A 20,079-nucleotide genomic window follows, 5' to 3' on the forward strand; every position below is an offset into this window, starting at 1 on the left:
GGATACAGGGAGGACACGATGATGGCTGCTGAGGCGTTCCGTACGGAGCAGGGCAAGGTCGAGATCCCGTCGATGGTCGAGGCCGTCGTCCAGCGCCTGCGTGCGCTGATCGTCTCGGGAGACGTGCGCCCCGGCGACCGCCTGGTCGAGGAGCGGCTGACCGAGATGTTCGGGGTGAGCCGGCCGCCGCTGCGTGAGGCCTTGCGCATCCTGCAGCGCGACGGGCTGGTGCAGAGCCTGCCCCGGCGTGGCTACATCGTCACGCCGATCACGGCCGAGGACGTCCGCGAGATCTACTCGCTGCGCTTCGCCCTCGAGCGGCTCGCCATCGAGCTCGGCGTCCCCGTCCCGGACCCCGCCCGCCTGGAGCCCATGCGCGCGGCCCTCGCCGACATGAAGGCCGCCGCCGACAGCGGCGACGACAACGCGGTCCTCGCCGCGAACAGCCGGTTCCACATGGGGCTGGTCTCGCTGCCCGGCCACGGGCGCCTCATCGCGGCATACGAGGGGCTTCGTCTCCAGCTGGAGCTCTGCATGGCCTACAACCTCAAGTTCCGTGAGCGCCTCTATGGCGACCGGGGCGACGTGCACCCGCGCCACGCGCGGCTGCTGGAGAGCATCGAACGTGGGGACAAGGCAGCAGTCCTGCACGAGATCGCCAACCATGGCAACCGGTCGATCCTCGACAACCTCGACGAGCTGATCGGGCCGGCCACGTGAGCTCTGCCACCTCGATCGTCAGCTCTGCGGACGAGGTCCGCGCCGGGTCGGTGGAACCGACCACGCTGGTTCGCGCCGCGGTGGCGCGGATCGCCCTGGAGAACCCCCGTCTCAACGCGGTCGTCGCCGACCGCGCGGAGGCGGCACTAGCGGAGGCCGCTGCGCTGCCGTCTTCGCGCTCGGGTGGCGTCCTCGCCGGAATTCCCTTCACTGCCAAGGACATGCTCGCCACCGTCGACCTGCCCACGACCTGCGGGTCTCGTGCCCTCGAAGGCAACCTGACCGGTGAGGATGCGACCGCGGTCGCACGGATGCGGGCCGCCGGCGCAGTGCTGGTGGGCAAGACCAACTGTCCGGAGTTCGCCCTCGGCGTCGACACCGACAACGACCTGTTCGGTCCGACGCGGAACCCGTTGGGGCCCTGGACTGCAGGCGGGTCGAGCGGTGGCGAGGCGGCTGCCGTCGCCTCGGGGATGTCCATGGTCGGGCTGGGCAGCGACTACGGCGGGTCACTGCGCTGGCCGGCCCAGTGCGCCGGGCTGATCGGCCTGCGACCCACCGTGGGCAGGGTCTCGCGCAGCGGGGAGCAGCCTGCGACCCCCTTGAACGAGTCCGTCCGTTCCTTCCAAGACACGGTGCAGGTCGTCGGCCCCATCGGCCGCACGGTCCACGACGTGTTCACAGTCCTACAGGTCATCTCCGGCCCCGACGGGCGGGACGCGCTCGTCGCGGACGAGCCCCTCCACGACTACCGCGACGTGCGCGTCGACGACCTCGAACTGGCCTGGGCCCCTACGGTTGGCGACGTCGAGGTCGACGCGGAGGTCGCCGACGCGGTGGCCTCGGCCGCCGAGAGCCTCGCCGCCTCGGGCGTGCGAGTGACAAGGGGAGTGCCGTCCGAGGTCGACCGCGGGCGGGCCGTCTACGACCGGCTCCGGTCGGCCGAGCCCATGATCGCCGTCCAGCACCTGTTTGACGCCGACCCCGACCTGATCGGTGATCCCATCAAGGGGATGCTGCGGGCCCGAGTGAGCCTCACGGACTCCGAGCTCACGGACCTGTGGGACGAGCGCGACGCTCTCATCGAGGGACTGGGCCAGTGGCTCACCGGTGAGCGCGCCCTCCTGCTGCCGGTCAGCACCGAGGCGCCCCACGACCTGACGGGTCGGGTCGCCGACTTCCACCTCCTCGCGCCCAGCCGAGCCATCAGCCTCTTCGGCGTGCCGGCGGTCTCGGTGCCGGTCGCCACCTCCCGTCTGGGGTCGCCGATCTCCGTGCAGGTCGTGGCGCCCGCGTTCCGCGAGGACATCGCGCTGGCGGTGTGCGAGCGCCTCGGTCAGCTCCTTCCCCGCGTGAGCCATGACTCCGGTCGCGTCGACTCCGCGCACGGCGACTCCGGTCGCGTCGACTCCGCGCACGGCGACTCCGGTCGCGTCGACTCCGCGCACGGCGACTCCGGTCGCGGCGGCTCCGGACAGGTGCTCCATGCGCGTTGACGTCCACGTCTGCCAGATGCGCAGCCCTGGTGACGTCTCGGAGCTCGCACGCCTCTTCGACGAGGGCACGGTCTCGCCCGAGAGCGTCATCGCGCTGGTCGGGAAGTCCGAGGGCACCGGCCTCGGCAAGGACACCGGCCGCGAGGCCRCCGACCGGGCCATCAAGGAGCTGCTGGCCGCACGGCTCGGCACCACCGCCGCCGACGTCGCCGACAAGCTCTGCATCGTGCTGTCGGGTGGCAGTCCGGGCGTCATCACCCCCCACATCGCCGTCTTCGCGCGCACGGACGACCCGGCGGAGGCGGCCGTCGGTGAGCCGCGACTCGTGGCGGGGCTGGCGCACTCCGCCGAGATCCTCCCGGAGGAGATCGGCAGGATGGGCCAGATCACCAAGGTGCGTGCCGCCGTCGAGCAGGCATTGGCCGACGCCGGGATCGAGGACCCGGCTGACGTCCATGCTGTCCTCGTCAAGGCGCCGTCCCTCAGCCCCGAGAGCATCGCGGAGGCCAAGCAGCGTGGCCACGACACGGTGACCCACGATGTCTCGATCGGTCCCGAGGGTGCCATCTGCTACTCGAACGACGCCTCCGCGCTGGGTGTGGCCCTTGCCCTGGGCGAAGCCGAGGACCCGGACGTCCACGACGACATGGTCCGTCGCGACTACTCGGTCTTCTCCGACGTCGCCCTCACGTCCTCCGGTGGCGAGAAGACTCACGCCGAGGTGCTCCTCCTCGGCAACACGACGACGTCGTCGAGCAGCATGCGGATCGGACACCAGTCGATGCTCAGCATCATCGACGGGTCGGCCGTCGCCGGGGCGTTGGAGTCGGCAGGGGTTCAAGTCGAGGACGGTGACACCCGCAAGGCGTCCGAGAGCCTCGTGTACGCCCTGGCCAAGATGATCATGCCGGGCACCAGCGAGCTGGACGGGCGCCGCATCACGCTGCTCGAGGACCAGGTGGGCTACCACGTCGCCAAGGCGATGGGCGGCTTCCTGCTCGCGTCGACGACCGGCCGCACCGAGGTCTTCGTCAGCGGGGGAGAGCAGAACTCCCACCAGGGCCCGCCCGACGGCAACCCCCTGGCAGTCATCGTCAGGGCGACGTCGTGAAGGTCGCGCTCTTCGTGACCTGTCTGGCCGACGGACTCTTCCCTGAGGTGGGCCGAGCGACGGTCACCGTGCTCGAGCGGCTCGGTCACGAGGTCGTCTTCCCGAAGGCCCAGACCTGCTGCGGCCAGATGCACACCAACACGGGCTATGGACGCAAGGCGGTGCCCCTCGTCCGCCACCACGTCGAGACGTTCGAGGAGTATGACGCGATCGTCGCCCCCTCGGGGTCCTGCGTGGGTGCGGTGCGCCACCAGCACGCCATGCTCGCTCGCAAGGCGGGCGACGAGGCACTGGCTGTCCGAGCGGAGCGAGTCGCGAGCCACACCTACGAGCTCACGGAGTTCCTCGTCGACGTCCTCGGCGTCGAGGACGTCGGTGCCCACTACCCGCACCGCGTCACGTACCACCCGACGTGCCACTCGCTGCGGATGCTGCGGGTCGACGACAAGCCGTTGCGGCTGCTGCGTGCGGTCAGGGGCCTTGACCTGGTGGAGCTCCCGGACGCCGACCAGTGCTGCGGGTTCGGTGGCACCTTCGCCGTCAAGAACTCCGACACGTCCACCGCGATGCTCGCCGACAAGATGAAGAACGTCATGGCGACGAGGGCCGAGAGCGTGACTGCCGGTGACTCGTCCTGCCTCATGCACATCGGTGGTGGCCTGTCGCGACTGCGCGTCGGCACGAGCACGGTCCACCTCGCCGAGATCTTGGCGTCGACGGAGACGTCGGCGTCGACCGGGTCCTCCGCGGTGGCGCGGTGAGCACCTTCCTCGGCATGCCCGCCATACACGCCCCTCGTGGGGTGGGCGGCCTGCGTGGTGACGAGTCCTTTCCGAAGGCCGCCAAGGCCGCACTGGGCGACACCCAGCTGCGGGCCAACATCGGACGGGCGACGCGCACCATCCGGGAGAAGCGCGCCGCGGTGGTCGACGAGGTGCCCGACTGGGAGGAGCTGCGCCGCGCGGGCGAGCAGATCAAGGCAGCCACCATGGCCAACCTCGACGAGCACCTGCGCACCCTCGAGGAGGCGGTGACGCGCCGCGGCGGAACGGTCCACTGGGCCCGGGATGCCAATGAGGCCAACGCGATCATCTCCGAGCTCATCCTGGCGACGGGGGAGCGCGAGGTGGTCAAGGTCAAGTCCATGGTCACCCAGGAGATCGGGCTCAACGAGGCCCTCGAGGCGCAGGGCATCACCGCCACGGAGACCGACCTCGCCGAGCTCATCGTCCAGCTCGGCCACGACAAGCCTTCCCACATCCTCGTGCCCGCCATCCACCGCAACCGCGCCGAGGTGCGCGAGATCTTCCTGCGGGAGATGCCCGGCGTACCGGCCGACCTGACCGACGACCCGCGCCAGCTGGCCATGGCCGCGCGCGCCCACCTGAGGCAGAAGTTCCTCACTGCCAAGGTCGCCGTCAGCGGCGCCAACTTCGCCGTCGCCGACTCCGGCACCCTGCTCGTGGTCGAGTCCGAGGGGAACGGCCGGATGTGCCTGACCCTGCCGGAGACCCTGATCACCGTGATGGGGATCGAGAAGGTCGTGCCCACGTGGCAGGACCTCGAGGTCTTCCTCCAGCTGCTGCCCCGGTCGTCCACGGGGGAGCGAATGAACCCGTACACCTCGGCGTGGACCGGGGTAACGCCCGGTGACGGGCCGCAGGCGTTCCACCTCGTGCTGCTCGACAACGGACGAACCGCGACGCTCGGGGACCACGTCGGCCGTGAGGTGCTGCACTGCATCAAGTGCAGTGCGTGCATGAACGTGTGCCCCGTCTACGAGCGCACCGGCGGCCACGCCTACGGGTCGGTCTACCCGGGCCCGATCGGTGCGGTGCTCACCCCGCAGCTCACGGGGATCGAGGACAACTCGTCCCTGCCGTTCGCGTCAACCCTGTGTGGCGCCTGCTTCGACGCCTGCCCGGTGCGGATCGACATCCCGTCCCTGCTCGTTCACCTGCGAGAGCGCCACACGGAGGAGCAGGCCAAGGCGCACCGCCTGCCGACGCCCGAGGCGGCGGCACTGTCCCTGGTGGGCTGGGTGATGCAGAGCCCGCGTCGTTTCCGCATGGCCGAGACCGCATCCCGTATGGCGCGTCCGTTCGCTCGAAGTGGAGGCTTCCGGTCCCTGCCGTTCCCGCTCTCGGCCTGGACCACCAGCAGGGATGCGCCCGCGCCCCCGCCGGAGACCTTCCGCGAGTGGTGGGAAAGGACGAGGGACCGGTGATGGGCGCCCGCGAAGACATCCTCCAGCGCATCAAGGAGGCCAACGCCGGCATCGAGGTCCGTCCGGTGGAGCGCGCCTATCGTCAGGGACCGGTGACGGCCGCTGCCGGTGAGCCGTCGGCCTTGCTCGACCTCCTCGAGGAGCGGCTGGTCGACTACCGCGCCACGGTCGTGAGGTGCCGACCGGACGGCCTCGCCTCTGCGGTGCAGGGGCTGTTGGCCGCGGCCTCGCCGGTGCTGCGCGCACCGGGAGTGCCGTCGGAGTGGTGCCCGGTTGCCGAGCCCGACCACGAGGGCCTCGGGGCCCAGGAGCTCGACGCGTATGCCGCGGTGCTCACCGCCTCCACGGTGGCGTGCGCCGAGACGGGCACCATCGCCCTCGACGCGTCTCCCGACCAAGGCCGCCGCGCGATCACGCTGATCCCCGATCTGCACGTCTGCATCGTGCGGGCTGACCAGGTCGTGTCGTCGGTGCCCGAGATGCTCTCGCGGTTGGCGGGGGAGCGACCGATCACGTTCATCAGCGGACCCTCGGCCACGAGCGACATCGAGCTCGACCGGGTCGAGGGCGTGCACGGGCCGCGCACGTTGTGCGTCGTGCTCGTGGAGACCGACCCCCAGCCATGACGAAGGACGACCCATGCTGATCCCCCTCCAGGACCGGACGCCATTGATCCACGAGACCGCGTGGATCGCCGCCAATGCCACCGCGATCGGCGCGGTTGTGATGGAGGAGGGCAGCAGCCTGTGGTTCTCCGCGGTGATCCGCGCCGATGGTGACACGATCACCATTGGCCGCGGCAGCAACGTCCAGGACGGTTGTGTCCTGCACGCGGACCGAGGAGTTCGCCTGCGGCTCGGCGCCGGCGTCACTGTCGGCCACAACGCGGTGCTGCACGGCTGCACCGTCGACGACGATGTGCTGATCGGCATGGGCGCGATCGTCCTCAACGGCGCGAGCATCGGCTCGGGCTCGATCATCGGCGCTGGTGCGATGATCCCGGAGGGAACTCAGATCCCGCCGAATTCCATGGTGTTGGGACTGCCCGGCAAGGTCCGTCGACAGACCACGGAGGGAGAGCGTGAACAGATTCGCGCCAACGCCCGCCTGTACGTTGAACGAGTCGCCGAGTACACGACTGCCACCTCCTAGTCGGAGCAGTGCACTGCGGGCTTCAACCGTCCAGCCACCAGTCGCTCTCGGCGCCCTCCTCAGGACCGATCTCGTAGGCCGTGGGGCCACGGCTGTGGACCGCAAGAGGACGTCGGCGCCACTGGGCACGCGTAGCCTTGGGACATGTCGGGGCTGGTTCGGTCCCGCCTTCACCCCGTGCAGGTCGTCAGCCTCAGGGCCTGGGGGCCAGTTGGCTGGACCAATGCGGTTGACTGGGGAACGACGTCGTCAGACGCGCGCAGGTATAGGGCTCGAAAAGCTGTGCCGTGCTCGTCCACATGGCCCGCATCCTTGACACGACCCGCACTCGCGGCGCTGTGACGCGGGTTCCTTGATGGATCCCATACGTCGTGGTCGCCGACCGATGAGTGACTGAGTGAGTGACAACGACCGCGGATGTGAGTAGCCGTGGACGGACGTTCATCAGCGTCCGTGGCCGTGCTCTGGTCGCAGGATTGGTCACGGAGGTCCAGAGGCGTGGGATCGTGAACTGGCGATGTGCGTGGTCACGTGGAGGTGGTCGTCATGACCTTTGTCCTCAAGACTGTTGAGCTTCCCAACGAGGTGACGCTTCCGTATGTGGAACAGGGGGACCCGACGGGTGCGCCTCTGGTGTTCTTGCACGCGATCGCAGACTCGTGGCACAGCTTCGAGCGCGTCCTGCCTGACCTGCCCGACTCCATCCACGCCTTCGTCCCGACGCAGCGCGGCCACGGCGACGCGACCCGCCCCGCGACCGGCTATCGGCCAGAGGATTTCGCCGCGGACCTGCTGGCATTCATGGATGCCGTCCACGTCGAGGCAGCCGTCCTCGCGGGAGGTTCCAGCGGCGGACTCATCGGCCGCCGATTTGCGATTGACTACCCCGAGCGAACTCGTGGGCTCGTTCTCTTGGGTTCGCCAGCCACGCTGCGGGGTAAGCCGGAACTTCTCGAGCTGTGGGACTCCACGTTGTCCACGCTGACGGATCCGATCGATCCCGACTTCGTGCGTGGGTTCGCCCAGAGCTGCATTGCCCAGCCGGTCCCTGCCTGGTTCTTCGAAACCATCGTGCAGGAGAATCTCAAGGCCCCGGCGCGGGTGTGGAAGGCGACGTTCAAAGGCCTTTTGGACGACGACTCGTTCCAGGAGCTGGGCAACGTCAAGGCCCCGACGCTGGTTGTCTGGGGCGATCAGGACCGAATCATTCCCCGGGGTGATCAGGAGGCGCTGACGGCTGCAATCCCCAACGCCCGACTCCGGGTATATCCCRGGGCGGGCCATGCCTTCTACTGGGAGGTCCCCGACCGTGTGGCCGACGAGATCGGCGCCTGCCTTGCGGCCCTCGCCAGCCCATCGGACCCATCGGCCTGAGGACCAGCGACGCCGAGCAGGCTCGGCGTCGCCCATGCCCACACCGGGAGTTGCCGACAGGGGCGCCCGGGTGCGGGGGGTGTCAGCAGCCGGGCAGCCTGAAGCTGGCGATCCTGGTCGTCCACCCGTTTCCGTTGGGCGCGGAGGCGGCGCTGGCCACTGTGTAGTACTCGTTGACGTACCAGAACGTGCAGTCGTCGACAGGGTCCACGGTCAGGGCGGTGTAGTCGCCCCAGCGCGAGTTGGCTGTGGTCTGGGCCGCGGTCCCGTTGACGATGGTGCCTTCGCCCAGTGGCATCTGGCCGAGCGGGTCGCCCGCCATCCGCCCGGTGTAGCGGATACCCGGGAAGACGTCGGTGCCGTTGACCACGCTGTAGCCGAGCCCGACGTTGCCGAACTTGTCGGCGGCGATGCTTCCCATCCACCGGTGGACGCCGTCGGCGGGCGCGTAGGTGCCCTGCTGGCGCACGCTGTAGACGCCGTTGGTGCGCCGAATCTCATACCAGCGCACGCCGGCAACACCCGGCAGGGCCTCGACCGACTGGTTCGTCAGCAGGGACTCGGAGGTGCCGAGGTTGCGGTAGGCCAGCCGGAAGGCGGGCCGCTGTCGGTAGGACAGGATGTCGAGGTACTGCGCCGGGTTGGTGATGCCCGGCTGGGGGAGGCAGTCCCTGGAGCCGAAGCCACCGACACACGGGAAGTCCGAGTCGAACGAGGCGACCGGCAGCTGCGTCTTGAGGACGATCGACGCAGTCGGGGTCGATCGCCACTTGACGTCGAACTCCCAGATGTTGAGCGCGTCGAAGGTCGCTCCATAGGGAGCGTTGTCGTCCTGGGTTCCCACGATCGGCGCTGGGGCGTCGTTCCTGGGCTTGGTCTTTCCGTCCACGTCCGGCGGCAGCAGCCCGTCGCCTATCAGGTTGAGCGGTACCGCGCTGTCGGTCATCAGGAAGCTCACCGCACGCGCGCCCGGATCGCCCAAGATCATCTTGTTGCGCTCGAGCCCGTAGACGCCGATGCCGTAGATGCTCGGGTCGAGAATGCCGAACTCGCGGGTGGTGATGAGGTACGAGTCCTTCCAGACGCCGTACTTGGGGTAGTCGGGGAAGTTGAACCCGGTCGTGAACGCGTAGCGGTAGTACGAGCCGGTCGGGTCAGGGCTCGTCGAGACGGCAACGCAGTTGTAGAACTGGTTGAGCGGTTCGTCCGGGTAGTCGATCCCGCGTGTGGTGAACTGGGTCAGGATCCAGCGGTCGGCCACCTGGTCGTACATGACCACGGGGTCGCCGGATGGCTCGGTGCACTCGTCGATCGGGAAGTTGTTCCACAACGTGCCGGTCTCCACAGGCCCCAGCAACCGCGTGCCGTTCTTGGAGTAGACCGCGAAGACGAGGTTGACGACCTCCACGTAGTGGTTCGGGCCGACCTCACCGTTGGGATCGGGTGGGTTGACCCGGCCGCCCAGGACGTTGAAGTTGTCCTGGTTGCTCAGACCCTCGAAGTTGGCCTGGGTGCCGGGGATGGCGAGGGCGCTGGGCGAGGTGTCGGACTGCAGCGCCCCGTCTGCCGCGCTGCCACGGGTGACAGCCGACTTCAGGTTCGGGTCTCGGCCCACCACGTCGGGCCGCGCTGTCCCTTGCGTGGCGGCCTTGGCCAGTTCACGCAGTGACGGCGACACGTCGAACGCCGCGGCGTTCGTGAATTTCGGCTTCAGCTTCTCGGGCGCCCCCGCCGAGGCGGCCTGTGTCGTCGCGCCGGGCAATACCAGGGCCGCGACGAGCGCGGCGGGGACAAACAGCCATAACGGCCGACGGACGAAGTTCGGAGCGGCGTTCATCGACGATCCCTCCCGATCCAGCCTGACCAGCGCATCCTCCCGCAGAGAGATGACCCGCACCTCTAGCAAACTGCGTAGCTATGGCCCAGATGCCCGCTCACCGATCTCGAGAAGGGCTCATCCATCGCTGAGCCCGTGCACCGGTCAGGCGTCACCCGGCATCCCCTCGTGAGGACCGTCAGTCGACGGAAGGCGGATCGGGAGGCCTTCGGTCCGGCTCCAGGGTGAGCGCCGGCCGCCGACGTGAGCGTGACGAACGGGGCACCCGACCGGGTCGGGTGCCCCGTGCGGCGAGCCAGGTCCCGTAGGTTCAGTCGCAGCGCGTGTTCTCGTTGAACACCGAGAGACGCGGCGTCCCGGTCGGGTCGAACACGCCATGCGCGTTCTGGTGCCAGCTGAACCTGCTGCCGTCGGCGTTGGTGCCCTTACCGTTCACTGTGTAGCCGACCTCCGCCCTGCCGACTGCGGTGTCGTTCTCGAGGAGGAGCCCGTTGCCGCCGAACCAGACGACGTAGGTGCCCGCGGCATCCGCGACCCCGTCGGTGGGCAGGGCGTCGGCGCTCCACTGGGCGTGGAGCGTGCCGGTGTAGTGCACGTTTCCGTCGGGCTGCACCAGTAGGTGGATGACCCCAGATTCGGCGGTCGTGACCTGCGCCGCCTGCCCGGTGCAGGGGTGGAAGTCCACGGCCGTGGAAACCTCGTTGCTGAGGTGGATGGTGCCGTTCTCCTGCGGCGGCCCGGCAGCCATGGCCGAGCCGCCGATGAAGACCAACCCGGCGCCTGCGAGCACCGAGGCGATGGAAAGTGTGGATCTCATGATGCGCCTCCAGGCGACCCGCGCTGCCCTCTTGGCAGACCTGGACTCGAGTCGCCACCAACGCTAGGAACCGCCCAGGACCAGCGGATCGGCCCAGGGAGCCGGCCCCATCCGCCAGGTGTTGCGGCCGCAACGCAGACACCCAACCCGCGCCACGACCCGCGCTCCCTCCAGGGGTGGAGGGAACTCGTCCCTGGGGCCGACCACATCAGCGGTGAACCGACCTACGGTGACGGTGTGAGGAGCATCGTGCCCTGGCGCGGAGCGGTCCTCGACGGCCTGGTCGTGACCGTCGGGACCGCTGCCATCGCGGAGATCTTGTTGCGCCGACTCCCCGGACCGGTGTGGCTGCTCGTCGGCGCTGTGCCCCTCTACACGCTCCCGCTGCTCGCCCGGCACCGGTGGCCCTTCGCCGCCCCACTGTTCGCGGTGGCCGTCCAGGTCGGATCGTCCTTCGTCGACGCCCCGGGGGGCTCGAGGGAGTACTTGGGTGTGATCGCCTACCTGCTCACGTTCTGGGTCTTCGGTGCCGAGAACCCGGCCAGGCGGGCCGGGCTGGGCCTGCTCGCCGCGGAGGCCGGCATCGTCCTGGTGACCTTGGAGGACGTGCGGGTCGTGGCAACCGACTCCCTGAGCGTCGCGGAGGTCGGCCTTGCAACGTGGATCGCCGCCGTGGTCCTGCGCCGACGCGGGCTGCGGGCCGATGCGGCCGAGCAGCTCGCGGCCACGATGCAGCGCCAACGCCTCGAAGCCACGGCCGCGTTGGCCGCCCAGCGAGCCCAGCTCGCCCGCGAGCTGCACGACGTCGTCGCGCACAGCGTCAGCGTGATGACCGTCCAGGCCGGTGCGGCAAGGATGCTGCTCAACGGCCACCCCGAACAGGCCACTGCCCCGCTGCTGGCCATCGAGGAGACTGGTCGGCAAGCGCTCGGGGAGCTGCGCCGCATGCTCGGGGTGCTGCGGGCCGGCGACGAGGGAATGGGGTTCGTGCCCCAACCCGGCCTGGACGATCTCCCCACCCTCCTCAAGACGGTCGGTGAGGCGGGGCTGCCCGCGACCCTGGAGGTGACCGGGACGCCCCGCCCGCTGTCACCCGGGCTCGGGCTCACGGCATACCGCATCGTGCAGGAGTCGCTCACCAACGCGCTGAGGCACGCGCACGCGACCCATGCCCGGGTCGTCGTCGGGTACGGCGCCGACGAGCTGCGGCTGGAGGTGCACGACGACGGCCGTGGGCAGTCTGCTGGCGGGATCGGCGACGGCCACGGGCTGGCGGGGATGCGCGAACGAGTTGCCCTGTATGGCGGATCCCTCGACGTGACCCCTGCGCACGACGGGGGTCTCACGGTGCGGGCCCGGCTGCCGGTCGAACGGGTCGCGCCGTGATCCGGGTGTTGATCGTCGACGACCAGGCCCTGGTGCGCGGCGGCTTCCGCCTGATCCTGCAGTCCCAGGACGACATCGAAGTGGTCGGCGAGGCGGTGGACGGCCGGGAAGCCCTCACCAAGGTGCGCGACCTGGCTCCCGACGTCGTGCTCATGGACGTGCGCATGCCGGGTATGGACGGGGTCGAGGCAACTCGCCGCCTGCTCGTGGCCGGCGACGGGCCGCGGGTCCTCGTGCTGACCACGTTCGACCTCGACGAGTACGTCTACGACGCGTTGCGGGCCGGGGCGAGTGGCTTCCTGCTCAAGGACGTTCGCCCCGAGCAGCTCGTCGAGGGCGTGCGCACGGTGGCCGGCGGGGAGACGCTGCTGTCGCCCGCGATCACGCGCCGGCTGGTGGAGCAGTACGTGCGGCGGCTCCGTCCCGGTTCCTCGCGCCCACCGGCGCTCGAGGCGCTCACCGAGCGCGAGATGGACGTGCTGCGACTCATCGGGCGGGGCCGCTCCAACGCCGAGGTCGCGGCCGAGCTGTTCCTCAGCGAGGCGACGATCAAGACGCACGTGTCCCACCTGTTCAGCAAGCTGGCGCTGCGGGATCGGGCACAGGCGGTGGTCATGGCGTACGAGACCGGTCTGGTGGAGCCGGGAAGCAACGACTGAGGCGTCGCCTCGTGGGCCGGATGTCGCTCACGACATGCGTCCCGCAGCCATCGCCCCCGTTCCGACGGCGCTTTCGCACTCGGCACGTCAGTCGTCACGGTGAACCGGCTCAGACCGAGGTCTGATCGTGAACGGGACCCCTGGATGACAGGAGTCGGAACTGGGGGTGACGACTCTGAGGCCGACGCGCCCTAGCGTCGTCGGCATGGACGAACGCACAAGTGGGACACCGACGTCGGAGACGTTGGAGTCCGCGAAGCCGCAGCCGGCCCGATCGCCCCTCGGGGCGGAAAGGAAACCTCAATGACAAACCTCAGTCTCAGGACGGCCGGAGCGGTGTGCGCCGTCCTGGTCTTCGCCACGTTCGGGCTCGCCATCGCGTTCACCACGAGCAGCGGCGTCCCTACGCTCATCCCCGAGACCGGTCCGCACGGGCTTGCCTGGATCGGTGAGGTCGACGGTGCCGGGCCTGCCTTCGTCGTCGGCGGCTGGCTGGCGATCCTCGGCGGCTACTTCGGCATCGTCGCGCTCATCGGCTTCTACGACGCGCTGCGCGAGGCTGGTCGAGTCCTGGTCATCGCGCCGATCCTCGGCGCCGTCGGTCTGACGCTCGTGACCCTCTCGCATCTGATCCCGATCGCCATGGCGAACGAGCTCGTCCCGGCCTACACCAAGGCGAGCGGGCCCGCGCAGGAGTCGCTCGCCGGGGCGTTCGAGACGCTGACGTCGATCGCGCTGGTCACGAACGATGCCGGCAACTTCCTGGGCTGGGGAGTCGCGATCCCGATGCTCGCCTACGCGATCCTGACGACAGCGGTAGTGCCCCACTGGATCGGCTGGCTCGGGGCGGTCGTCGCCGTCTGTGCAGGCTGGATCGGGTTGCTCGCGCCCGCGTCCGGCCTGACCGAAGGGCTCAGCTCGATCGGCTTCATCGCCTTCTTCCTCTTCATGCTCAGCACGGGCATCGCCCTGTTGCGCCACCGCGCGGATCCAACGACCGACGCTGTGGTGCCCGACCCGGTCGCGCACGAGGAATCGGGAAGGCCATGAGGGCTCCCCGCACGCTGGGAACACGCCGTGATCACACGCGAGAGTGGAGGCCCTGTGACCCGGGTTGCACCGGGTTCAATGGGTGATGCGCCGGCCCAACCACACGGGTCGTGATGGGTCGCAGGACTCGAGGGCGACCCAGACGCCGTCGCCGATGGCCGGGACCTCGGTGGTGCCGACTACCGGTAGGCAAGCCGTGGCCCACACCCCTTCGTCTCCGCTGACCGCTGGAACGCGAACGAACAGACGTCGTTGCCCGAGCGGGTCCGCGTTGTCGAGCACCCCAGCGGCATACACCCCGCAGGTGGGACGGGAAGACTCCTTCCCCTCATCGGTGTCGATGATGACGCGGTCGTGTTGCAGGAGCACCGACGCGTACCCGCCACCTTGCCTGTAGCGAACGCGCATCGAGCCGTGTGCCGGCGGTCTCCGACCATGCACGCCGTCCCCGAACTCGATGACGCTCGCACCGTCATCGCGTCGGCTGACGACGTAATGACGGTCCTCCGCGCTCGAGTCGGCGAGGTCGGTGACCTGACGCCACTGCTGCCCGTCGACCTCGAGCTCGATGCTGTGTCGACGACCCGCCGACCGGTGGCGACGTCCGGTACCCAGATATGCCTCGGCCGCGACCTCGTCGGCGTGCCGACTGAGGAGCTCACCCACGTAGGCGAACAGCTCCAACAGGGCCACACCCGGATCGGTGTGGGTCGTGTCCGTCCAGTCCCTCAGCGTGGTGCGAGCACGGTGGACCAGGTCCTCAAGGTGTGGCCGGCCCGTCGGGGCGTTGTCGCCGCTCATTGGCCCAGGCGTCCGCTCATGCCTGCCAGTATCCGCGCGTCCACCGCTTCCAGCCATGGCACGGTGGGCGCGGGAGGGTATGCCGCGTGGCCAGTCCATGGCCCGCAGCTCGCCAGGGTATGCCGTCGCGTCAGCACCCCACGACGGCCGGGCCCGCTTGGTACGCATGACCGCTCGCGCGAGGTCGGCGATACGGCACGCCCGCGCCGAGGAGGTACGCATCGAGGAGGAGTGGCGCGCGCACCTCGGCACTGAGCGCATGCAACAGCTCCGCGAAGCCCTCAGCGACCTACGGAGGATCACCGACCCTTACCGGTGACCAGCAAAGGTTTGATGGGTCGGGAGCCGGTGTGGGCGAGGTGTCAAAAGTCGAAGCGGGTCAGGCCGCCCGGCTCCGTCGCCATGACCACGGTGGCCGAGCGTGGTTCGACGCGGTACACGTTCCACGGTGGGGGTCCCTGCGACGGTGCGTTGAACGGTGCAGTGATGCCCGACCCGGACTCGTCAGGCTCCGCCGGCCACCCGCTGTCGGCCCACGCCTTCGCGATGCGTGCCACCACGTCCGGCTCGGTCACCCGCGCTGCGTCACCCTCGATCACCACGTCCGCATCGCGGATCGACACCGCAACAGAACAGCGCGGGTCGCGCGCGACGTTGCGCCCCTTGCGCGTACCGCCGCCGGTTTGGAACCAGAAGGTGCCGTCCACCCAGACCGCACCGACGGCGGTCACATGCGCACTGCCGTCCTCGTTGATGGTGGACAACCATGTCGTGCGGGCGTTCGCTGCGTCGGTCGCCGGCGCAGAACCCGCGTCGAGCTTCGCGGCAACGGCGTCCCAGTCCACCGACGGCAGCCCCTCCGCCTTTCCCAGATTGATGGTCCGCATCTCCTCAACGTACCTGCCCTCAGCGCGTCGGCAAGCCCCCCATTGTGATGAGGGGCAAGGCCCCGAATGGCGTCTCGCCTGGCCGGTCATCGACACGGGACCTGAGCTGCCAACCTGCGCTTCGGGCCATCAGGGATGCCGGCGGAGCCGCCTCGCCTGGGCCGCGGCGAGCACACCGACGACGCCAGTGACGAGGAGCAGCACGAATCCCCAGACCACTCCCCATGAGAACCACCCAGCCGACGCGATGTTCCCCCTGAGGTCACCGTCGAACGACCCGAACAACAGGCTGGTCAGGCAGAACGCGCTGAGTAGCAGGGCCGCGATGAACCCAACGGGAGGCCGCACGTCGCGGCCGGCCAACCAAGCCAGGGCGAGCTGAACCACGCCGACTGGGAGCGGCACCGTGTACTCGGTGTCGAAGCCCCACGCGTGGTCCCACGTGTCGACGCCCGATGCGACGGCAATGAAGCCACCGACCACGTCGCACACGAGCAACGTGACCATGGCGCGGACCAGGGCTCGCCCCAATGTCCCACGCGGCTTGCCCGGCAATCCGCCCGAGGCTTGAGGCGCGCCTTCTCCCAAGGGACCGTTCACGCAGACAACATGGCACCGCGATCGGTCCAACAGCAGATGCAAACAGCGCAGTCCCGCGACGCGGACCGCACCTCGAGGCATCGTGGCATAAGCGGGAACACGCGGCGCCGTGGCGCGGGTTTCCTGGTGGATCCCGACGCGTCGCTCACGCTGCCAGGGTGGGCTCGGCCCCGAGCCCGATACTCCGTCCGGCTCGCGGCCGCTCCAGTCATGGCTGGTCGTGGACCCCCTTTCGGTCCCTGCCCTCCCGCTCGCGGCCCTTCCCGTTGCCGCCGCTGGGGAGCATGCTGGAGGTAGTTGCGCGAAGGCGGTGTGTCGTGGCGACGAGGACGAGTTTCACCGGGGAAGTCGCACCCTGCGGGAAGGTCATGGCCGGCGTGCGCTACACCGACCGCGACGACGACGGCATGGTCGTCGAGCACCTGCACTATGCCTGTGGCTGCCAGGACTTTCGCGACGCCTTCCACGACGGCAGCGTCCACACCCGGGTGGTCCACCACAACGGCAGGGTGTTGGTCGACGAAGAGCTGCGGGGCGAGTGAGGCGCCATGCTGGATGACGCCGAAGAGCTCCCGGCCGCACCGTACCGGGCGACGTGATGAACGCCGACCATGACGTCCTGATCGTCGGCGGTGGCGCTGCCGGGCTCCGCGCGGCCATCGCCATCGCCGAGGCCAGCCCGCAGCTTCGGGTCGCGATCGTCTCCAAGGTGTATCCGATGCGCAGCCACACGGTCTCGGCCGAGGGTGGCGCTGCGGGAGTGATCGCCGCCGGCGACAGCGTGGAGGAGCACATCTACGACACGGTGTCCGGCAGCGACTGGCTCTGCGACCAGGACGCGGTCGAGGCCTTCGTGCGCGAGGCTCCTCGCGAGCTGCTGCAGCTGGAGCATTGGGGCTGTCCCTGGAGTCGGCAGCGGGACGGCCACATCGCGGTGCGCGCGTTCGGTGGCATGCAGAGGATGCGCACGTGGTTCGCGGCCGACAAGACCGGGTTCCACATGCTCCACACGCTGTTCCAGACCTCACTGAAGTACCCGGCGGTGGCGCGCTACGACGAGTGGTTCGTCATGAGGCTGCTCGTCGACGACGGCCGGGTCCAGGCAGTGGTGGCGGTCGAGCTGTCCACAGGGCGGATCGAGGCCATCACCGCCAAGGCGGTCATCCTCTGCAACGGTGGCTGTGGGCGCGTCTTTCCCTTCACCACCAACGCCAACATCAACACCGGTGACGGCATGGCCCTGGCCTGGCGGGCCGGCGTGCCGCTCAAGGACATGGAGTTCGTCCAGTACCACCCGACGGGGCTCCCGTTCACCGGCATCCTTATCACGGAGGCCGCCCGGGCCGAGGGTGGCTGGCTGCTCAACAAGGACGGCTACCGGTACCTCCAGGACTACGACCTCGGCAAGCCCGACCCCAATCCGGTCCTGCGGAGCATGGAGCTCGGGCCGCGCGACCGGCTCTCCCAGGCCTTCGTGCACGAGGAGGAGAAGGGGCGGACCGGCAGCACGGCATACGGGCCGGTCGTCTATCTGGACCTGCGGCACCTGGGCGCGAAGCTCATCGACGCCAAGCTGCCGTTCGTCCGCGAGCTGTGCCTGAAGTACGAGAACATCGACCCGGTCCGAGAGCTCGTGCCGGTCCGGCCGGTCGTGCACTACATGATGGGCGGGGTCCACACCGACATCGACGGGGCGACGCCACTGCCTGGACTGTATGCCGCGGGCGAGGCGGCGTGCGTGAGCATCAACGGCGCGAACAGGCTGGGCTCCAACTCGCTCCCGGAGTGCCTCGTCTTCGGGGCTCGCGCGGGGCGGGCAGCTGCCGAGTATGCCGCGGGTGCGACCGATCCCGGTGCGGCAGTGGAAACCCAGGCGCGCGAAGAGGTGCGCCGGCTCGAGCGCGACCTGCGGGACCGCAGCGACGGCCGGGTGCGCATCGCGGATGTCCGGACCGCCATGCAGGACGTCATGGAGGAGAGCGCGGGCATCTTCCGCACCGAGGCATCGCTGACCAAGGGTGCGGCGACCTTGCGGGACCTGCAGCAGCAGTCTGAGTCCGTGGCGATCGAGGATCACAGTCTGGCGTTCAACACCCAGCTCGTGGCGGCACTCGAGCTGTCCAACATGCTCGACGTGGCCGAGGCGATCCTCGCCTCGGCCCTCAAGCGTGAGGAGTCCCGCGGCGCGCACCAGCGGCTCGACTTCCCGGCACGGGACGACGAGCGGTTCCTGGCCCACTCGCTGGCCGTTCGCGGACCAGGGGGCACACCCGAGATCGAGTACCTGCCGGTCACCCTCACCCGGTGGCCGCCCGGCGAACGCGTGTACGGGAGATGAGTGCGCATGGCTGACACGGCCAGCACGGGCACGACCACGGCAACGCCCACCGAGACGGTCACCCTCCAGGTGACGCGCTACCGCCCCGACCAGGACGCCGAGCCCACCGTCGAGGAGTTCGACGTCCCGCTGCGCAAGGACTGGACCGTCCTCGATGGCCTCAACCACGTCAAGGACCACCGGGACGGCACCCTGTCCTACCGCTGGTCCTGCCGGATGGGGATCTGCGGCAGCTGCGGCATGACGGTCAACGGTGAGCCCCGGCTCACCTGTGCGACCTTCCTGGTCGACCACGCGCCGGGGCCGATCAAGGTCGAGCCACTCGCCAACTTCCCGGTGATCCGTGACCTTGTCGTGGACATCGGCGACTTCATGCGCAAGCTCCCCCAGGTCAACCCGTGGATCGTGCGGGACGAGGAGAGGCCGGTCTCCGAGGGCGAGTACCTCCAGACGCCGCAGCAGCTCGAGGAGTACTCGCAGTTCAGCATGTGCATCAACTGCATGCTCTGCTACTCGGCCTGCCCGGTGTACGGGCTCGACCCCGACTTCATCGGTCCCGCGGCGATTGCCCTGGCACAGCGCTACAACCTCGACTCCCGCGATCAGGGCGCCGACGTTCGCATGGACCTGCTCATCCACCCCGAGGGGATCTGGGGCTGCACCTTCGTCGGCGAGTGCACTCGAGCCTGCCCCAAGGGTGTCGACCCGGCGGGCGCGATCCAGCGGTACAAGCTCACCGCGGCCCTGCAGTCCCTGAAAAGCTTCGTGCTGCCTCGGGGGACGCGATGAGCACCCGCGGTGACGCGGCATACCAAGGACCGGGAAGCGGGCCACCCACCTATCGGAGGCCGGTCAGCATCCTGTGGTGGCTGCACAAACGGAGCTATGCCTTCTTCGTGCTGCGCGAGATCAGTGCCGTGTTCGTCGCCTGGGCGGTGGTGTTGGTGCTGCTGCTCGTTCGGGCGGTGGCGCAGGGCGAGGCCGAGTACCGGGCGTTCCTGGACTGGGCCTGCACGCCGTGGGTGGTGGTGCTCGACGTGGTCACCCTGGCTTTCCTCGTGCTCCATGCGGTCACGTGGTTCAACCTCACCCCGGCAGCGATGGTGGTGCGGGTTGGTGGCCGGAGGCTGCCGCCGGCGGCAGTGGCAGGCGGTGCGTATGCCGCGTGGGTCGTGGTGTCGGCGCTGGTGGCCTGGCTGGTGATGCGATGATGGCCAGGCGTGGTGCGGAGCCGGTGCTGTGGCTGCTGTTCAGTGCGGGCGGCGTCATGGCGGCGATCTTCCTGCCCGTGCTGGTCCTCCTGTTCGCGCTCGCCACACCGCTCGGCTGGGTGTCAGAACCCAGCCGAGAACGGGTGCTGGGTGTCCTGGGGCACCCCTTGGTGGCGCTGGTGCTCCTCGGCGTCTGCGTGCTCGCGCTCTTCCACTGGGCGCAGCGTTTTCGCTACACGCTGTTCGACGGCCTGTTGCTCAAGGCGCACCAGCGGGCCATCAACCTGACGGTCTACACGCTGGTCGCCGTGGGGTCCGTGGCTGCGCTCGTGGTGCTCTGGCAGGCCGTCGCGGCGCGGGCGGGCTAGCGTCGCAGGGGACCGGCGACCGACCCGTCGACAGGGTCGGAGGGG

At 69.3% G+C, this 20,079-nt stretch carries 21 protein-coding genes; 16 read left to right on the forward strand and 5 right to left on the reverse strand.

The window, feature by feature from the left end:
* Positions 1-21 precede the first annotated feature (21 nt).
* From AC1DVZ_RS07155 to AC1DVZ_RS07190, 8 genes are all read left to right on the forward strand, one after another.
* Entirely contained in the window at positions 22-720 is a 699-nt protein-coding gene (locus AC1DVZ_RS07155; RefSeq protein ID WP_477617491.1) for a GntR family transcriptional regulator, read from the forward strand.
* Positions 717-2,216 (forward strand): amidase, encoded by a 1,500-nt coding sequence (locus AC1DVZ_RS07160; RefSeq protein WP_477617492.1) that lies wholly within the window; start codon positions 717-719, stop codon positions 2,214-2,216. Before AC1DVZ_RS07155 ends, AC1DVZ_RS07160 begins: the two co-directional genes overlap by 4 nt.
* Positions 2,206-3,327 (forward strand): ring-opening amidohydrolase, encoded by a 1,122-nt coding sequence (locus AC1DVZ_RS07165; RefSeq protein ID WP_477617493.1) that lies wholly within the window; start codon positions 2,206-2,208, stop codon positions 3,325-3,327. Before AC1DVZ_RS07160 ends, AC1DVZ_RS07165 begins: the two co-directional genes overlap by 11 nt.
* Positions 3,324-4,088: a (Fe-S)-binding protein gene (locus tag AC1DVZ_RS07170; RefSeq protein WP_477617494.1), complete on the forward strand. Its 765-nt coding sequence runs from the start codon at positions 3,324-3,326 to the stop codon at positions 4,086-4,088. The genes AC1DVZ_RS07165 and AC1DVZ_RS07170 overlap by 4 nt, the downstream gene beginning before the upstream one ends.
* A gap of 14 nt (positions 4,089-4,102) precedes the next feature.
* On the forward strand, positions 4,103-5,554 hold the full coding sequence (locus tag AC1DVZ_RS07175; RefSeq protein WP_477617495.1) for a LutB/LldF family L-lactate oxidation iron-sulfur protein: 1,452 nt from the start codon (positions 4,103-4,105) through the stop codon (positions 5,552-5,554).
* Positions 5,554-6,180, forward strand: a complete 627-nt coding sequence (locus AC1DVZ_RS07180; RefSeq protein WP_477617496.1) for a LutC/YkgG family protein — start codon at positions 5,554-5,556, stop codon at positions 6,178-6,180. The genes AC1DVZ_RS07175 and AC1DVZ_RS07180 overlap by 1 nt, the downstream gene beginning before the upstream one ends.
* Positions 6,181-6,193: 13 nt before the next feature.
* Positions 6,194-6,706 carry a gamma carbonic anhydrase family protein gene (locus AC1DVZ_RS07185; protein WP_477617497.1) on the forward strand — a complete coding sequence of 171 codons (513 nt, stop codon included), beginning with the start codon at positions 6,194-6,196 and terminating at the stop codon, positions 6,704-6,706.
* Between the two features lie 546 nt (positions 6,707-7,252).
* Entirely contained in the window at positions 7,253-8,080 is an 828-nt protein-coding gene (locus tag AC1DVZ_RS07190) for an alpha/beta fold hydrolase (protein ID WP_477617498.1), read from the forward strand.
* 82 nt (positions 8,081-8,162) lie between these two features.
* On the opposite strand, the gene AC1DVZ_RS07195 is transcribed toward AC1DVZ_RS07190, so the two are convergent.
* Together AC1DVZ_RS07195 and AC1DVZ_RS07200 are read right to left on the reverse strand one after the other, a co-directional pair.
* Positions 8,163-9,917, reverse strand: coding sequence for a hypothetical protein (locus tag AC1DVZ_RS07195; RefSeq protein WP_477617499.1), 1,755 nt, complete (start codon positions 9,915-9,917; stop codon positions 8,163-8,165).
* Between the two features lie 310 nt (positions 9,918-10,227).
* Positions 10,228-10,734, reverse strand: a complete 507-nt coding sequence (locus tag AC1DVZ_RS07200; RefSeq protein ID WP_477617500.1) for a hypothetical protein — start codon at positions 10,732-10,734, stop codon at positions 10,228-10,230.
* Positions 10,735-10,971: 237 nt separating this feature from the next.
* Here AC1DVZ_RS07200 and AC1DVZ_RS07205 point away from each other — a divergent pair, with 237 nt between their 5' ends.
* From AC1DVZ_RS07205 to AC1DVZ_RS07215, 3 genes are all read left to right on the forward strand, one after another.
* Positions 10,972-12,120 carry a sensor histidine kinase gene (locus tag AC1DVZ_RS07205; protein ID WP_477617501.1) on the forward strand — a complete coding sequence of 383 codons (1,149 nt, stop codon included), beginning with the start codon at positions 10,972-10,974 and terminating at the stop codon, positions 12,118-12,120.
* Positions 12,117-12,779 (forward strand): response regulator, encoded by a 663-nt coding sequence (locus AC1DVZ_RS07210; protein ID WP_477617502.1) that lies wholly within the window; start codon positions 12,117-12,119, stop codon positions 12,777-12,779. Before AC1DVZ_RS07205 ends, AC1DVZ_RS07210 begins: the two co-directional genes overlap by 4 nt.
* Positions 12,780-13,082: 303 nt before the next feature.
* Positions 13,083-13,829 carry a hypothetical protein gene (locus AC1DVZ_RS07215; RefSeq protein ID WP_477617503.1) on the forward strand — a complete coding sequence of 249 codons (747 nt, stop codon included), beginning with the start codon at positions 13,083-13,085 and terminating at the stop codon, positions 13,827-13,829.
* Positions 13,830-13,904: 75 nt separating this feature from the next.
* On the opposite strand, the gene AC1DVZ_RS07220 is transcribed toward AC1DVZ_RS07215, so the two are convergent.
* The 3 genes from AC1DVZ_RS07220 to AC1DVZ_RS07230 all read right to left on the reverse strand — a co-directional run bounded on the left by AC1DVZ_RS07220 (position 13,905) and on the right by AC1DVZ_RS07230 (position 16,024).
* Complete coding sequence (locus AC1DVZ_RS07220) at positions 13,905-14,630, reverse strand: phage baseplate assembly protein V (protein WP_477617504.1); 726 nt, start codon at positions 14,628-14,630, stop codon at positions 13,905-13,907.
* A 362-nt stretch (positions 14,631-14,992) separates the two neighbouring features.
* Positions 14,993-15,475, reverse strand: a complete 483-nt coding sequence (locus tag AC1DVZ_RS07225; protein WP_477617505.1) for a pyridoxamine 5'-phosphate oxidase family protein — start codon at positions 15,473-15,475, stop codon at positions 14,993-14,995.
* Between the two features lie 171 nt (positions 15,476-15,646).
* Positions 15,647-16,024 (reverse strand): hypothetical protein, encoded by a 378-nt coding sequence (locus AC1DVZ_RS07230; protein ID WP_477617506.1) that lies wholly within the window; start codon positions 16,022-16,024, stop codon positions 15,647-15,649.
* Positions 16,025-16,434: 410 nt separating this feature from the next.
* Between AC1DVZ_RS07230 and AC1DVZ_RS07235 the strand changes: the two genes are divergently transcribed.
* From AC1DVZ_RS07235 to frdD, 5 genes are read left to right on the forward strand one after another with little or no spacing between them, the layout of a single operon-like run.
* Positions 16,435-16,659: a hypothetical protein gene (locus tag AC1DVZ_RS07235; RefSeq protein ID WP_477617507.1), complete on the forward strand. Its 225-nt coding sequence runs from the start codon at positions 16,435-16,437 to the stop codon at positions 16,657-16,659.
* A 56-nt stretch (positions 16,660-16,715) separates the two neighbouring features.
* Positions 16,716-18,455, forward strand: a complete 1,740-nt coding sequence (frdA, locus tag AC1DVZ_RS07240; RefSeq protein WP_477617508.1) for a fumarate reductase (quinol) flavoprotein subunit — start codon at positions 16,716-16,718, stop codon at positions 18,453-18,455.
* Positions 18,456-18,461: 6 nt separating this feature from the next.
* Complete coding sequence (locus AC1DVZ_RS07245; RefSeq protein WP_477617509.1) at positions 18,462-19,244, forward strand: succinate dehydrogenase/fumarate reductase iron-sulfur subunit; 783 nt, start codon at positions 18,462-18,464, stop codon at positions 19,242-19,244.
* Positions 19,241-19,666 (forward strand): hypothetical protein, encoded by a 426-nt coding sequence (locus tag AC1DVZ_RS07250; RefSeq protein WP_477617510.1) that lies wholly within the window; start codon positions 19,241-19,243, stop codon positions 19,664-19,666. Before AC1DVZ_RS07245 ends, AC1DVZ_RS07250 begins: the two co-directional genes overlap by 4 nt.
* Complete coding sequence (frdD, locus tag AC1DVZ_RS07255; protein WP_477617511.1) at positions 19,666-20,034, forward strand: fumarate reductase subunit FrdD; 369 nt, start codon at positions 19,666-19,668, stop codon at positions 20,032-20,034. Before AC1DVZ_RS07250 ends, frdD begins: the two co-directional genes overlap by 1 nt.
* Positions 20,035-20,079 lie beyond the last annotated feature (45 nt).

The sequence above is a fragment of the Pedococcus sp. P2_E5 genome, from assembly GCF_056403895.1.

Coding starts and splice junctions, on each gene's coding strand:
- AC1DVZ_RS07155 (WP_477617491.1), top strand. CDS start 22: ATGGCTGCTGAGGCGTTCCGTACGGAGCAGGGCAAGGTCGAGATCCCG.
- AC1DVZ_RS07175 (WP_477617495.1), top strand. CDS start 4,103: ATGCCCGCCATACACGCCCCTCGTGGGGTGGGCGGCCTGCGTGGTGAC.
- AC1DVZ_RS07180 (WP_477617496.1), top strand. CDS start 5,554: ATGGGCGCCCGCGAAGACATCCTCCAGCGCATCAAGGAGGCCAACGCC.
- AC1DVZ_RS07185 (WP_477617497.1), top strand. CDS start 6,194: ATGCTGATCCCCCTCCAGGACCGGACGCCATTGATCCACGAGACCGCG.
- AC1DVZ_RS07195 (WP_477617499.1), bottom strand. CDS start 9,917: ATGAACGCCGCTCCGAACTTCGTCCGTCGGCCGTTATGGCTGTTTGTC.
- AC1DVZ_RS07200 (WP_477617500.1), bottom strand. CDS start 10,734: ATGAGATCCACACTTTCCATCGCCTCGGTGCTCGCAGGCGCCGGGTTG.
- AC1DVZ_RS07215 (WP_477617503.1), top strand. CDS start 13,083: ATGACAAACCTCAGTCTCAGGACGGCCGGAGCGGTGTGCGCCGTCCTG.
- AC1DVZ_RS07220 (WP_477617504.1), bottom strand. CDS start 14,630: ATGAGCGGCGACAACGCCCCGACGGGCCGGCCACACCTTGAGGACCTG.
- AC1DVZ_RS07230 (WP_477617506.1), bottom strand. CDS start 16,024: ATGGTCACGTTGCTCGTGTGCGACGTGGTCGGTGGCTTCATTGCCGTC.
- frdA (WP_477617508.1), top strand. CDS start 16,716: ATGAACGCCGACCATGACGTCCTGATCGTCGGCGGTGGCGCTGCCGGG.
- AC1DVZ_RS07245 (WP_477617509.1), top strand. CDS start 18,462: ATGGCTGACACGGCCAGCACGGGCACGACCACGGCAACGCCCACCGAG.
- AC1DVZ_RS07250 (WP_477617510.1), top strand. CDS start 19,241: ATGAGCACCCGCGGTGACGCGGCATACCAAGGACCGGGAAGCGGGCCA.
- frdD (WP_477617511.1), top strand. CDS start 19,666: ATGGCCAGGCGTGGTGCGGAGCCGGTGCTGTGGCTGCTGTTCAGTGCG.